The organism is Tateyamaria sp. (assembly GCF_039945315.1).
Classification (GTDB): Bacteria; Pseudomonadota; Alphaproteobacteria; order Rhodobacterales; family Rhodobacteraceae; genus Tateyamaria.
Genome location: NZ_JBDUXB010000003.1, coordinates 48,833 through 62,414, shown reverse-complemented (window position 1 = coordinate 62,414; position 13,582 = coordinate 48,833). Strand labels below are relative to the sequence as shown.

The window sequence follows — 13,582 nt, the reverse complement described above, 5'->3', positions numbered from 1 at the left end:
GTTCAAAGGGCGGTCCCCGGCCGCGTGTATTTGTGTAGCCCCCGCCCTGGGGGCGGTCGGGAGCAGCTTGGTTTGGGCGTCATGCGGGGGCCTAGAACAAGAAATACCGCTGCGCCATTGGCAGCACTTCGGCGGGCTCGCAAGTCAGAAGCTCACCGTCCGCGCGCACTTCGTATGTCTCCGGATGCACCTCCACATGTGGCGTGGCATCGTTCAGCTTGAGGTCTTTCTTGCCGATCTGGCGGGTGTTCTGCACCGCGACGGTGTCCTTGTGCAAACCCAAGCTTGCCCCGATTCCTTCGGCTTGGGCCGCAGCCGAGACAAACGTTACCGCCGAGCGTTCTACGCTGCGCCCATAAGCGCCAAACATGGGCCGGGTGTAGACCGGTTGCGGCGTCGGGATAGACGCGTTGGGGTCGCCCATCTGCGCGCAGGCGATGGTGCCACCAAGTAGGACCATCTCAGGCTTCACACCAAAGAATGCGGTGTTCCAAAGGCACAGATCGGCCCGCTTTCCGACTTCGATGGACCCAATCTCGTGGCTGATCCCATGCGCAATCGCGGGGTTGATCGTGTACTTGGCGATGTAGCGGCGCACGCGGAAATTGTCGTTCTCGCCGGTTTCTTCGGGCAGGCGTCCGCGCTGTTTCTTCATCTTGTCTGCTGTTTGCCATGTGCGGATCAGCACCTCGCCGACGCGACCCATGGCCTGACTGTCGCTTGCGATGATCGAAAACGCGCCCATGTCGTGCAGGATGTCTTCGGCGGCAATGGTCTCGCGCCGGATCCGGCTTTCGGCAAAGGCCACGTCCTCCGGGATCGATTTGTCGAGGTGGTGACAGACCATCAGCATGTCGAGGTGTTCTTCGAGGGTGTTCACGGTGAAGGGGCGTGTGGGGTTGGTGGAAGAGGGGAGTACATGCTCTTCACCACAAATTTTGATAATGTCGGGCGCGTGTCCACCACCTGCACCTTCGGTGTGGAAAGCGTGAATGGTGCGGCCCTTCATTGCTGCGACTGTATTTTCAACAAAGCCGCTTTCGTTCAGCGTGTCAGTGTGGATCATAACTTGCACGTCCATGGCGTCAGCGACAGACAGGCAGCAGTCGATCGCCGCAGGGGTGGTGCCCCAGTCTTCGTGCAGTTTCAGCGAGCACGCGCCGCCTTTGATCTGTTCTTCCAAAGCAGCAGGGAGGGACGCATTGCCCTTGCCTGCAAAGGCGAGGTTCATCGGGAACGCATCAGCTGCCTGCAACATACGCCCTAAATGCCAGGGTCCGGGTGTCACGGTCGTTGCCAGCGTGCCGTGCGCGGGGCCTGTGCCGCCGCCGAGCATCGTGGTGAGGCCGGAATGCAGGGCGTCCTCGATCTGCTGAGGGCAAATGAAGTGGATGTGTGAATCAAACCCGCCAGCGGTCAAGATCTTGCCTTCGCCCGCGATGGCCTCGGTGCCTGGACCGATGATGATGTTCACGCCCGGCTGAGTGTCCGGGTTTCCTGCCTTGCCGATGCCTGCGATGCGCCCGTCCTTTAGGCCAACATCGGCCTTGAAGACGCCGGTATGGTCCACGATCAGCGCGTTGGTGATAACGGTGTCAACTGCGCCTTCAGCGCGGGTGACTTGGGATTGCCCCATGCCGTCCCGGATGACTTTGCCGCCACCAAACTTGACCTCTTCGCCATAGAGCATGGCGTTGTCACCGCTGCCCCCGGTCGAAGCTGCGCCTGCACCTTCGGCCGTTAGGTCGCGTTCGACCTCAATGATCAGGTCGGTGTCCGCAAGGCGCACTTTGTCGCCCACAGTGGGGCCGAACATGGCAGCATAGTCGCGGCGGGAGATGGATGTGGGCATTCTAAATCCTTGATGTTACGCGATTAAAAACGCTCGGTTTTTAGAGATTTTCGACTTCAAAGTGCGCGTGCACTTTCAGCCGTTTGGATTTGTTACGAAGCGGGGGACGAAGACCTGGGCAAAGGGAGGCCTCGACGCAGAAACTGATCCGCAGTGGATGGCCGCACGCCCACCTGTCTTGTGGGCGTGCTTTTGGGATTGGAGTTTCCGGGGTCAATTTTGGATCACCTCAATCATTTTTAAGTTCGCCAACGTCACACCATCGCAAAGATGCGCGCAGGGCCGCCGGTGCCACCCACATGGTTGGGCGCGCCCACAACCAGCGTGGCCCCTGCGGCTGGCACATTCTCCAAGCCAGCAAGGTTCTCAATCCCGTAGCGACCCGCTGGTAACCAAGCGTAGTGCGTCACGAAATCGGGAGAGGGACCATGATCCAGCGATAGTGTGTCGACGGCTATCGCCGCGGCGGTGGTCTCCTCTAGCAGCATCTGTGTCGCTTCGATGTGGAAGCCAGGGAAGTGTTTGACGTTATCTGCGTCGTTGCCGACATAGGCCGCCGCATCGCCCGATTTTGCCGCCCAGCCTGAGTGCATCGCAATGCAGGCTTTGTCCGGGATATCGCCATTGGCGGCGATCCACGCCTTCAGGTCATCCGGTGTCACTTGCGCATCTGGGTTCTCTGCCGCCTTGGCTGCGATGTCGATCACACACAAAGGAATGACGAGGTCCGACACAGGGACTTCATCAACCGATGTCCCGTCCGCCGAAAAGTGCAGGGGTGCATCAATATGGGTGGCCGTGTGCTCGTTGATCGTCAGGTTCATCAAGTTGAACCCATGTTCGGCAAAGTTGAACTGCTGTTCCATCGAGATGCCAGGCACTCCGAAGAACGTAGGAAAGTCAGGGCTGAGCTTGTGGGTCATGTCGACCACGCCGCCGTGTCCGGCGGCCATAGCAGCGGGGGCTGCGGCTATACCAACCGTGGCTGCGGCACCGACGGCGGCAGTGGTCTTGAAGAAGTCGCGTCGCGACAGCATCCGGTCTTTGACCGCGTTCATCACACATACGTCACACATCATCTGTTCCTTTCAAAAAGTTTGCCCTGCTCAAAGATCGCCCATCACCTGTTGATTAAACCCGTATACTATTCGTCCTCCGCCCAGCGGGATCAGCTGTACATCACGTTCCTGTCCCGGCTCGAACCGCACCGCCGTTCCGGCGGCAATGTCCAGACGCATACCACGTGCGGCATCACGATCGAAATCCAACGCGGCGTTGGCCTCTCCAAAGTGGTAGTGCGACCCGACTTGCACAGGCCGGTCGCCGGTGTTGGCCACATGCAACGTTATTGCCTCCGAGCTACTGTTGAGTTCGATGCTGCCATCGGCGGGAAAGACTTCTCCGGGGATCATGAGCGCATCCTCCTAGCGAATGGGGTTGTGGACGGTGACAAGCTTGGTCCCGTCGGGAAAGGTGGCTTCGACCTGCACGTCGTGGATCATCTCGGGCACGCCTGCCATGCATTGATCGCGGGTTATGACCTGCGCGCCCGCTTCCATCATATGCGCGACCGAATGGCCGTCGCGCGCGCCCTCAACCACGGCGTCGGTGATCAGTGCAATCGCCTCCGGGTGGTTAAGCTTCACGCCGCGCGCAAGGCGCTTGCGCGCCACTTCGGCGGCCATGGATATGAGCAGTTTGTCTTTTTCACGCGGGGTGAGTTGCATGTTTTATAGTCTCCAGCAGAGCGGCATTTCACCGCCCGTCAGTTGGTCAAGAATAGGCAGAAGTGAGGCGCGCAAGGCGTATCCCGAAGACGCGAGAAGACGGAGCACAAGCGCATCATCAGCCAGCAGGCTTGCCCCGCCGGTCGTTGGAAGATGGGCGCGAACCGGGTCCAGCCGTGCTTCGGCGTCGGGTGCAATGTATGTAAGAGAGACCATTGCCGCCGCCCCACCACCCGTGGGGCTTTGCGCCATTTGCGCTGTGATATCACCGCTCAGGCACCAGGCATCTTCGACAAGCGGCGCACCGTCGCGCGTGATGCTGATCCGGTCTGAGATGTGGCCGTGCACCTGCGCCTCGCCCATTGCAAGGCGGCCAAGACAAATCGGCTCGACGATCAAGGCTCGACCTGTCCCTACGATATCGCACGCAAGCCGTCGTTCCAGTGCGCAACCGTCAAAGACAAGCGTTTCCTGCGGAAGCCACCAAAGGCTCGCCCCATCCGCGACTCGCAATGTGGTGCTGACCCGCCCGGTTTCCCCATCCTGTGCGCGATAAGCCCGTTCGCAGGCTTGGGTGGTAAGGGTCAGGTGAGTGCCCGGGCCAGCCTCGGCTTCGTAGCAAAACCGATCACCGCCTGTGACGCCTCCGGATGTGTTCAAGAGTACCGCTGTAAGGCCGACATTCGCGCGCGGAAAGACGGCTTTGGCCGCCCCTTTTTGATAAAGTCCATCCAGCACCGAATGGCCCGCATGTGTTTTGGTCGACAGCCGCACTGACCCAATGGCCCGCGGTTGCGCGGGCACGTGAGTAGGCAGGGTCATATGTGCAGTCATTCGAGGGTCAGTCCGCCAGCAGATGCCCGGATAAGAGCATTCTGTGTGTCATAGGGCCAGCCCCACGTTCGCAGTGCGACCAGTGGCTTGGCGTCTTGCCTAATTTTTAGGCGCGTCGGCGGAGCAGGTAGGTGTCCATGATCCAGCCATGGGCGGAACGCGCTTCTGCACGTTTGGCGATGATATGCGCACTGACATCGCCAAGCCGTCCGTGGGCAAGGATTTGTTCTGGCATGCCAAGGTACGCGCCCCACCAGATGTCAAAGGATGTGCCGTCCAAGGTCTGAAACGTGCAATCGCCGTCCAACATTACGATCAGTGTTTCGCAGTCCGCTGGCCAGCCGTGATCTCGCAGGCGTCTGCCTGTCGAGATCGTGACAGGCGCGTTGAGCGTATTGAGAGGGATGGCGTGTGCCGCAGTGAGCGCCTGAACAGACGTGATCCCTGCCACCACGTGCAGCTTTGGTGCGGGATCGAGCCGGGCGGCGATGCGCAGCGTGCTGTCATATAAAGATGGATCACCCCACACCAGGAGGGCAACGCCCTTGGAGTCAGGATGGGTAGCCATTGCGTTGGCCCAGACCTGCGCGATCTCGTTGTGCCACGCGTCCACACGGGTCAGATAGGGCAGCGTGTCATCGCGGACCGGCATATCAAACAGGGCAACCACGGCGTCATCGCGCACGCTGTCGATGACGCTGGTGCGCAGATCGGCAAGATCGGATTTGCCCGGTTTGTGCGGCACCAGAAACAGATCAGCCTGTGCTATGGCGCGGCGGGCCTCACCCGTCAGGTGATCCGGATTGCCGGTGCCGATGCCAATCAGGTGTAGCTCGATCATGGTTCTCACTCACGAAAAAGGGCCGCGCGGATGGCGCAGCCCTTTGGTTCGTTTCAGGTGCGCGTTCAGGCTGCGTTGAACAGGCGTTGCGTGAACAGTGGGCCGGTCTTGCGGTCCCGGATGGTCTTTGCGGCGCCCAGAACGGCGAGGTCAGCCAGTGGTTCGATCAGGATAACCAGCATGTACGCTGCTCCGAATGTCAGCACGGATTGCATATTTTCGGCGCCAACACCCTGACCGTAGATCGCCCAGAACGCGACCCATGCCACAACACCACCTTGATAAATGGCTGACATTTTAAGGACTTGGGCATAGCTCAAATCGACGTAGGCTGTGGCATCCGGCACAATCCGTTTGGCCAGTGCGTGAATGGCAAAGAGCGGGAACAGAAGCGTGGTGACGTTCACAAAGAACATCGGCATGTCCGAAGGCGCGAAAACAGTCCCTTGGATCAAAAGGCCAGCCGCAAGCCCAAGGGCTGCAGCGGCGGGGCCGAGCAGCAGGAACAGCGTGGTGCCGAGGATAAAGTGCACTTCGGATATGCCCACGGCAAAATGGGGCAGGATTTCGAAGAAGATGAAACCGCCGACGGTGGCCAATACACTGCGCACCACAAGTGACGGAAGGGCATGGGACTTCAGGTCGTCTGCCGCAAGTTTCAATGTGTAGCCCGCTGTTGCAGCTGCAGTCCCGTAGGCCAGCACCATCTTTGCGCCGTCCACGACACCCGGTTCGATATGCATCTTTTTGTCTCCTCGCCACCACCCCGGCAGCATTCATGGCCGGTGTTCCGGCGCGTTTCGTTTTGGCGATGGCAGGTCTCCTGACTGCCGGGTCGCTGCGGGGCCGGACCTTCCCGACGCATGTTGCGCCAGTGGTTTTCGCCGGGCCGCTCACCGGTCACAGTTGCGGGGGCAGTCCGGGATTTACACCCGGTTCCCTTTTCAGACCCCTTTCGGGGCCACCATCGTCACCTCACGTTTACATTGATTCCCAAGGTGGGCAAGTCTGGATGCGGCATTTTGAAGTATGGATTTGCCACGCCGCGCTTGGGTCACTCTTTTACGGTGGCTTTGGCATGGCGCCGCGCGCCTCCCCCATGGATAATTGTGCGAGATGAAGCGGGACTTCGTCACCCATCTGCCAACGCTCCGTAAAGGATCAAAGCGGGCGCGTCGCTAACCCCTTGGCTCAGTTTGAGGGAAAGGTCCGCAATACTCATCCGGCGAAGGGCCTGTGCGGGTGTACTCACTCCTTCGGCCAGGAGAGCAGGGGTATCAGCAGGCAGGCCCGCATCCATCAACATTTGAGCAAAGGCAGGGAACGTACGTTGGCCCATGAAGACCACGGTTGTCGCCTGCGCATCGGCGAGAGCGGCGAGATTCAGATCGTCTGGCAAGGCCCCACGCACATCGTGGCCTGTGACGAACTGTACCCGCCGTGCGGTCAGCCGCCGGGTCAGCGGAATGCCCGCCGCTGCAGCTGCTGCGCAGGCCGAGGGGACACCGGGGATGATTTCATACGCGATTCCTGCGGCCTTCAGCGCGTCAATTTCCTCTTCCAGCCGTCCAAACGTTCCGCCATCTCCTGACTTCAGCCGTACAATCCGTTGCCCGGTTTCAGCGTAGTCCACCAAGAGTTGGCTCACGTGGTTCTGCTTGGGTGACGGGCGACCAGCCCGTTTACCGACGCCCACGAGGTCCGCTCCACCGCGGGCATGGGTCAGGATCGGCCCGGCACTAAGATCGTCAAACAGCACCGCATCGGCACGCTTTAACCGATCTACGGCCTTGAGCGTCAGCAGCTCGGGATCGCCGGGGCCTGAGCCCACAAAACTGACAAAGCCGCTCATGATGCCTCGCTCGTGATGAGGTGAAAGAAGGTGCCCGTCACATTGCCTTTGTGCGATCCGGTTTGTGTCACAGGATTGCCATCTGCATCAAAGACCGCCGCAAGTGCTGCGTCAGGCTGTTCGATGATCGAGGAATAGTGGAACTCGTGCCCGCGCAAGGCGGTTCCAGTGTCAAAGCCCGGCATCGAGCGCTCCAACACGGCGCGGCGGTAGCCAAGGTTGAACTTCCGCTTTTCGTACGACGTCACCAACCCCAGCAACCCAGCCATTTCGTGGCGTGCTCCCTCTTTGTCGATCAGGACCTCGCCGAGGGCCATGTACCCACCGCATTCTCCGTGCACGGGCTTGGTTTCGGCGTGTTTGCGCAGTCCGGCTTTGAACGTCGTCGCCCCTGCCAGCGTGCCCGCGTGCAGTTCCGGATATCCGCCGGGCAGCCAGACCAGATCGGCCGTTGGGTCCGGTGCCTGATTGGCCAGCGGAGAGAAGGGCAGGATTTCCGCCCCGGCGGCACGCCATCCCGTAAGTAAGTGGGGATAGGTGAAGGAGAATGCGGCATCTCGGGCCAGCGCGATCCGTTGTGCGGGCGGCAATGGCAAAGGGTGCACTGGCGCTGCTCGCCCAGCCTTGGCGGCGGCGCGTATCGCCTCAAGATCAACATTTTCCCGCAAGAATTCGGCGTATCCCGCAATCGCCGCCTCAAGATCAGGGTGTTCTACAGCCTGAATCAGACCCAGATGCCGTTCGGGCAGTTTCAGATCGCCCCGACGCGGCAACGCACCCAAAACGGTGATCCCTGCCTGTTCCATTCCAACACGCGTCAACCGCTCGTGCCGGGGGCTGGCAACCCGGTTCAGGATCACGCCCGCAAAGGGCAGATCGGGATTGTACATCCTGAACCCAAGCGCTGTGGCCGCAGCCGATTGCGCTTGCCCGCCGACGTCGATCACAAGGACAACAGGCCAGCCCATGGCCAGCGCCGTCTCTGCACTGGACCCGAACCCGGACTGGCCGCGCGTTGCGACCCCATCAAACAGACCCATGGATCCTTCGGCCACGCAGATGTCTGCGCCATCCTGCTGCCCGCTGATCCCACCCAATAGGTCCGCGTCCATCGCCCACGTGTCAAAGTTGAACGACGGCCGCCCGGCGGCAGCCAGATGAAAGGCCGGATCGATATAGTCGGGCCCCGATTTGTAGGGCTGCACCACGAGCCCGTCGTCGCGCAGCGCGCGCAACAATCCCAACATTACCGTGGTTTTGCCCGTGCCCGAGGCCGGGGCCGAGATCATCAGTCCGGGGGGGTTAGTCATCTCCGTGGCTCCAGCTTGCCCAAGGGCTGTCCGCGGTTTGAGGGCGATACCGGCGGTCGTAATCCGGGGCGTAAAGGCAACTTTCGTCGAACTGCTCGGCCCCGATGGCGCGGCCGACAAGGATAAGCGCAGTGCGCGAGATGCCTGCATCCATGGCGTCCTGCAGGGTCGCGAGCGTTGCGTGAATCACCTGCTGGTCTGGCCAGCTTGCGCGGTAGACCACAGCGACAGGGCAATCTGCGCCATAGGCGGGGGTAAGGTCGGTGATCACTTGGGTGAGATTGCCAATGGACAGGTGAATGGCAAGTGTCGCGCCTGTGGCGGCGAAGTTGGTGAGGCTTTCGCCCGCAGGCATGCTAGATGCGCGTCCCGGCGTGCGCGTCAGAACCACCGATTGGGCCACACCGGGCAAGGTCAGTTCGGCCCCAAGGGTGGCGGCGGCGGCGGCAAAGGACGGCACACCGGGGGTCACGGTAAAGGGGATGTCCGCAGCCTTCAGGCGGCGCAACTGTTCGCCCATTGCTGACCAGACTGACAGATCGCCAGAATGAAGCCGGGCGATGTCGTGGCCCTTGGAATGGGCGGCACTGATCTCTTCCATGATCTGATCAAGGTCCATGGCGGCGGTGTTCACCACCCGTGCGTGAGGTGGGCAATGGCCAAGGATTGCTTCGGGGACAAGCGACCCTGCATAGAGGCAGACAGGCGCTGCGGCGATCAGGTCGCGCCCCCGCAACGTCAAAAGATCAGGCGCACCGGGGCCTGCGCCTATGAAATGTACGGTCATGTGTCGGCTCCTTTGGCGATGGCGCAGGTGGCCATGCGATCAGCGGATATGTGGCGGGTGACCAACAGGTGCGCGCCCGGGCCTGCGGCGGCAAGCGCCGCGGCTTCGGCGACAGATCCTGTATCGCGCGCGCCCTTGCTCGTTGTGGATTGGGTGGTCGTCTGCGCACTCGCGATCTGTTCGGCAGAGATTGCTGCGACCGGAACGTCAAGGTTTGTCGCCAGATCGGTAAAGGCGGCAGTTTGCACCTTATCCGACGCGCTGGCGATTTTCGTCAGCGCACCGGTGAACCCCGTTGCATGCAGTGCGCTGTGTAAACTGTCCGACGTAGCACTCGTCGTGAACCCAAATCCCGCGACGATCATCGGGTCAGGCTCCATTGCACCACGGGATAAGAGGTCGCCCATCCTCGTTTGCGTCCTAGGGGTTTGGCATTTGCGATTTCGATGCGCATCAGATCGCCGCCATGTTCGGTCTGCGCGGCACTCAGCCACGCTTCGCCCTCCAGTGTGACGGCATTGATGACAAGCCGGGCGGGCAGGGCGATGACGTCATCCAGCAGCGCCGCTGTCAGACCGCCTCCGACAAAGACCGCATCGGGCATTTCCAGCCCGTGTAAGGCTTCGGGGGCCGCTCCGGTCACCAGAGTCAAACGGTGTGACACCCCAAGCGCATCCGCATTGACGGCGATGTTGACGGCGCGATCCTCGCGGGGTTCTACGCAGGTGGCACGGGTGCTTGGATGCGCGAGCAACCATTCGAGCGCGATAGATCCCGATCCGCCGCCGATGTCCCAAAGGTGTTCGTGTGGCTTGGGGGCGAGGCTCGAAAGGGTGATCGCACGGATGGGGCGTTTGGTCATCTGCCCGTCATTTTGGAAGATGTCGTCGCACTGTCCTGAGGCGTGGGTTAGAGAATTACCCAATCCCGCAACCGCAATGGCGGCGCAGACCGGATGGCTGAATGTGCCATTAAGGGTGGTTGCCGCATGGCTTGTGACCCGTTCTTGTGGCCCGCCCAAATGTTCGAACACAGTGACTGTGCTGTCGCCAAAGCCCTGATCGCAAAGATATTTTGCCAGAGTACCCACCGCATCGCCATCACGGAGCGTCACGATAGCATGCGTGCCTTGAGCCAGATGCCGACGCAAACGGGACATAGGCGCTGCGTGCAGGCCAAGGCATGTCGTCCGTTCCAATGCCCATCCCAGATTGCTTGCGGCAAGAGCAAAGCAGGAAGTGCCGGGATGTGCCGCCCACTCTTCCGCGCCAAATTGCTGCGCGATCACCGATCCGGCCCCGAACCAGAACGGATCGCCCGAGGCGAGCACGACGACCCGCTGGCCACGCAAGGTTTCAAGGTGGTCAATGCCGTCACTGAATGGCACGGGCCACGGGATGGTCTGAGCCGTGGTATTACCTAACAGTTCAAGATGTCGGGGCGGGGCCATCACGACTTCGGCCTGTGCCAGCGCGGCTTGACTTCGCACGCTCAGCCCGGCAACTCCGTCCTCGCCCATTCCGATGATTGTGAGCCAGGGGGTATCAGACATGACGCGCAACCTCCTGATCCTTGGGGGCACGACCGAAGCGACGTCCCTTGGGGGCGCAGTGGCCAAGGCCGGAATGCGCGGCATCGTCAGTTTCGCCGGTCGTGTTGAACGGCCAAAGCGCCAACCGCTGCCCCAGAGGATCGGTGGCTTTGGTGGTGTTGAGGGCTTGCGAGATTACCTCGTCTCTCACCAAATCACCCATGTAGTGGACGCCACGCACCCTTTTGCCGCACAGATGAGCCGCAATGCCAAAACGGCCTGTGCCGAGGCAGGCGTTCCTCTGATTGCCTTGACCCGTACGCCGTGGGGTGCACAAACCGGCGATAGCTGGACACATGTTCCTGATATTGCAGGCGCTGTGGCCGCGCTGGATCGCCCCGCTGCGCGTATCATGCTGGCCGTGGGGCGCATGCATCTGAACGACTTTGCCCCCAATCCCCAGCACTTCTACCTGTTGCGGCTGGTTGACCCGCCGCAAAACCCGCCACCCTTTCCGGACCACCATGTCCTTGTATCGCGCGGGCCGTTTTCGGCTGCCGACGACCGCGCCTTGATGGAAGCGTACGGCATTGACCTGATCGTCTCCAAGAACGCAGGTGGTACCGGAGCCTATGCCAAGATCAAGGCGGCGCGCGAACTTGGTCTGCCGGTGATCATGATCGACCGCCCTGCGATCCCGGATCGGAGCGAGGCCTACAGCGTGGGCGAAGTTATGGAGTGGCTGGGTCACGGTGCTGACCTTGGTGTGTAAACGATGGGTGCCTGACCCGTTTCGATGATGCGGGTCTGGCTGGAGCCGACGATGACCATGGTGCGCATGTCTGCCATGTCAGGCGTTGTGTCCTGCAAAGGAACCACCCTGATCTGTTCATCGCCCTGAGAGACGTTGCGCGCAAAGATCACTGGACGATTGTCGCCGCACGCTTCTTTGAGCACCTCGAGCGTACGCACGAAACCTTCGGGCCGCGACTTGGAACGCGGGTTGTAGAAGGCCATGGCGAAATCGGCTTGAGCTGCCAGCCGCAGACGATTTTCAATGACACTCCAAGGTTTGAGGTTGTCGCTGAGGTTGATGGCGCAAAAATCATGACCCAACGGGGCGCCCGCACGGGCGGACGCTGCCAGCATCGCAGTGATGCCGGGCAGGACTGAGATGTCGAGCGTGCGCCACTCTGCGGGCCCTGCCTCCAACGCCTCAAACACGGCGGCGGCCATAGCAAACACACCGGGATCACCAGAGGACACGACCACTACATCGTGCCCACTCGCTGCCATCTCCAGCGCGTGGCGGGATCTGTCGAGTTCGACCCGGTTGTCCGATGGGTGCAGGGTAAGGCCGGGCCGCTCGGCGATGCGGGCCACGTATGGGATATAGCCAACAATGTCTGTGGCGCGAGCAAGGGCGGCGCTTACCTCGGGCGTGACAAGGGCGTCGTTCCCCGGCCCAAGCCCTGCGATCACCAGCGTCCCGGTCATGGTCTGCGCCCTTGTCCGTGCACCACGATGATCGAGAAATATGGGGTCACTTTGCCCTCGGCCTCTGCCAGTTTTTGCACCGTCTGGTTCGGCATCGTGGCGTATTCGATCAACCATGCATCGTCATATCGGCCCGCGTTGCGCAACGCGCGGCGCACCTTGTCGATGTTGCGCCCGATCTTCATCACCACTAGCGCATCGGCATTGCCCATGTTATGGGTCAGCGTCTCTTCATCCAGTGTACCCATCAGCACGGTCAGGATGTCATCACCCCACGTGATTGGCGCGCCAGTCGCTGTCCATGCGCCCGACATGCCAGTGATGGCGGGCACGACATGGGTAGGCACATCGTCTTTCAGCCGGGTGTAAAGATGCATGAACGAGCCGTAGAAAAACGGATCACCTTCACACAGCACGACCACATCTTCGCCCACATCGGTGAGCATACGTAGGCGTCTGGTGCACTCGGAATAGAACTCACTGAGAACTTCGTTGTAGGCTGGGTCACTGAGCGGAATTTCAGTTGTGACCGGGTATTCCATCGGGTGTTCAGTGGCATCGTCTGGCAGCAAGTCATTGGCCAGCGTGCGTGCCTGTCCGGGTCGACCTGCCTTGCGGAAAAAGGCGATGTGGCGCGCGCCTCGGACCAGCCGGTCTGCACGCACACTCAGCAAATCCGGATCGCCGGGGCCAAGGCCTACGCCGTAGACGGTGCCGACAGTCATTCCTTGCGGCTCGCGATGGCGTTGACGGCCGCGACAGTTATGGCACTGCCACCCAAGCGTCCTTGCACGATGCAGCAAGGTACAGGCTGGTCGGCCCAAAGCGCGTCTTTTGATTCAACTGCGCCGACAAAGCCGACTGGACAACCGATAATGGCCGCGGGGCGAGGGCAGTCGGGGTCTTCAAGCATGTTGAGCAGGTGAAACAGAGCCGTGGGCGCGTTGCCAATGGCCACTACGGCCCCGGCAAGGTGGGGCCGCCACAACTCCAACGCAGCTGCAGACCGGGTGTTGCCCATTTCCGCGGCCAAGGGGCGGACCGCCTCGTCATGCAGCGTACAGATCACCGCATTTTCGGCAGGAAGACGTGGCCGCGTGATCCCTTCGGACACCATGCGTGCATCGCACAAGATCGGTGCGCCGTTTTCGAGGGCAGCCCGCGCAGCAGGCACAAAACCCGACGAGAAATGGCAATACTGTTCCAGCCCCACCATGCCAGCGGCGTGGATCATCCGCACGGCGACTTGTTCTTCGTCCGCATCAAAGCGCGAAAGGTCAGCCTCGGACCGGATAGTGGCAAAGGATTGGAGGTAAATGGCCGCGCCATCGGTCTGGTATTCGTAGGGCAT

General features: G+C 61.1%; 16 protein-coding genes and 1 riboswitch. Of the genes, 1 reads left to right on the top strand and 15 read right to left on the bottom strand.

Annotated elements, in window-relative coordinates; translation table 11 throughout:
* Positions 1–91 precede the first annotated feature (91 nt).
* From ureC to cbiE, 12 genes are all read right to left on the bottom strand, one after another.
* Positions 92–1,852: an urease subunit alpha gene (gene ureC, locus ABJD00_RS00845; protein ID WP_413830164.1), complete on the bottom strand. Its 1,761-nt coding sequence runs from the start codon at positions 1,850–1,852 to the stop codon at positions 92–94.
* 254 nt (positions 1,853–2,106) lie between these two features.
* A complete protein-coding gene (locus ABJD00_RS00840) occupies positions 2,107–2,928 on the bottom strand; it encodes a cyclase family protein (protein ID WP_413830162.1) in 822 nt (273 codons plus the stop codon).
* A 30-nt stretch (positions 2,929–2,958) separates the two neighbouring features.
* Positions 2,959–3,264, bottom strand: coding sequence for an urease subunit beta (locus ABJD00_RS00835; RefSeq protein ID WP_413830160.1), 306 nt, complete (start codon positions 3,262–3,264; stop codon positions 2,959–2,961).
* A gap of 12 nt (positions 3,265–3,276) precedes the next feature.
* The gene (locus tag ABJD00_RS00830; protein ID WP_108835456.1) at positions 3,277–3,579 is read right to left on the bottom strand and encodes an urease subunit gamma; all 303 of its coding nucleotides are present in this window, start codon (positions 3,577–3,579) and stop codon (positions 3,277–3,279) included.
* A 3-nt stretch (positions 3,580–3,582) separates the two neighbouring features.
* Positions 3,583–4,401 carry an urease accessory protein UreD gene (locus ABJD00_RS00825; RefSeq protein ID WP_413830158.1) on the bottom strand — a complete coding sequence of 273 codons (819 nt, stop codon included), beginning with the start codon at positions 4,399–4,401 and terminating at the stop codon, positions 3,583–3,585.
* A gap of 118 nt (positions 4,402–4,519) precedes the next feature.
* Positions 4,520–5,254, bottom strand: coding sequence for a precorrin-6A synthase (deacetylating) (gene cobF, locus ABJD00_RS00820; protein ID WP_413830156.1), 735 nt, complete (start codon positions 5,252–5,254; stop codon positions 4,520–4,522).
* 65 nt (positions 5,255–5,319) lie between these two features.
* Complete coding sequence (locus tag ABJD00_RS00815; protein WP_413830154.1) at positions 5,320–5,997, bottom strand: energy-coupling factor ABC transporter permease; 678 nt, start codon at positions 5,995–5,997, stop codon at positions 5,320–5,322.
* 52 nt (positions 5,998–6,049) lie between these two features.
* Positions 6,050–6,238: riboswitch (cobalamin riboswitch) on the bottom strand.
* A 148-nt stretch (positions 6,239–6,386) separates the two neighbouring features.
* Positions 6,387–7,106: a uroporphyrinogen-III C-methyltransferase gene (gene cobA / locus ABJD00_RS00810; RefSeq protein WP_413830152.1), complete on the bottom strand. Its 720-nt coding sequence runs from the start codon at positions 7,104–7,106 to the stop codon at positions 6,387–6,389.
* On the bottom strand, positions 7,103–8,416 hold the full coding sequence (locus tag ABJD00_RS00805) for a cobyrinate a,c-diamide synthase (RefSeq protein ID WP_413830150.1): 1,314 nt from the start codon (positions 8,414–8,416) through the stop codon (positions 7,103–7,105). Before ABJD00_RS00805 ends, cobA begins: the two co-directional genes overlap by 4 nt.
* Complete coding sequence (gene cobM, locus ABJD00_RS00800) at positions 8,409–9,203, bottom strand: precorrin-4 C(11)-methyltransferase (protein ID WP_413830148.1); 795 nt, start codon at positions 9,201–9,203, stop codon at positions 8,409–8,411. Before cobM ends, ABJD00_RS00805 begins: the two co-directional genes overlap by 8 nt.
* Complete coding sequence (locus tag ABJD00_RS00795) at positions 9,200–9,610, bottom strand: cobalamin biosynthesis protein (RefSeq protein WP_413830146.1); 411 nt, start codon at positions 9,608–9,610, stop codon at positions 9,200–9,202. The genes cobM and ABJD00_RS00795 overlap by 4 nt, the downstream gene beginning before the upstream one ends.
* Positions 9,565–10,755 (bottom strand): precorrin-6y C5,15-methyltransferase (decarboxylating) subunit CbiE, encoded by a 1,191-nt coding sequence (cbiE, locus tag ABJD00_RS00790; RefSeq protein WP_413830144.1) that lies wholly within the window; start codon positions 10,753–10,755, stop codon positions 9,565–9,567. Before cbiE ends, ABJD00_RS00795 begins: the two co-directional genes overlap by 46 nt.
* On the opposite strand from cbiE, the gene ABJD00_RS00785 reads away from it, so the two are divergent.
* Complete coding sequence (locus tag ABJD00_RS00785; RefSeq protein ID WP_413830142.1) at positions 10,754–11,506, top strand: cobalt-precorrin-6A reductase; 753 nt, start codon at positions 10,754–10,756, stop codon at positions 11,504–11,506. The two genes, cbiE and ABJD00_RS00785, sit on opposite strands and share 2 nt — an antisense overlap.
* Here the strand turns inward: ABJD00_RS00785 and cobJ are convergent.
* The 3 genes from cobJ to ABJD00_RS00770 are packed head-to-tail and all read right to left on the bottom strand — an operon-like array spanning position 11,482 to position 13,582.
* Positions 11,482–12,231: a precorrin-3B C(17)-methyltransferase gene (cobJ, locus tag ABJD00_RS00780; RefSeq protein WP_413830140.1), complete on the bottom strand. Its 750-nt coding sequence runs from the start codon at positions 12,229–12,231 to the stop codon at positions 11,482–11,484. The genes ABJD00_RS00785 and cobJ overlap by 25 nt on opposite strands.
* Positions 12,228–12,956, bottom strand: coding sequence for a precorrin-2 C(20)-methyltransferase (locus tag ABJD00_RS00775; protein ID WP_413830138.1), 729 nt, complete (start codon positions 12,954–12,956; stop codon positions 12,228–12,230). The genes cobJ and ABJD00_RS00775 overlap by 4 nt, the downstream gene beginning before the upstream one ends.
* The gene (locus ABJD00_RS00770; protein ID WP_413830136.1) at positions 12,953–13,582 is read right to left on the bottom strand and encodes a precorrin-8X methylmutase; all 630 of its coding nucleotides are present in this window, start codon (positions 13,580–13,582) and stop codon (positions 12,953–12,955) included. The genes ABJD00_RS00775 and ABJD00_RS00770 overlap by 4 nt, the downstream gene beginning before the upstream one ends.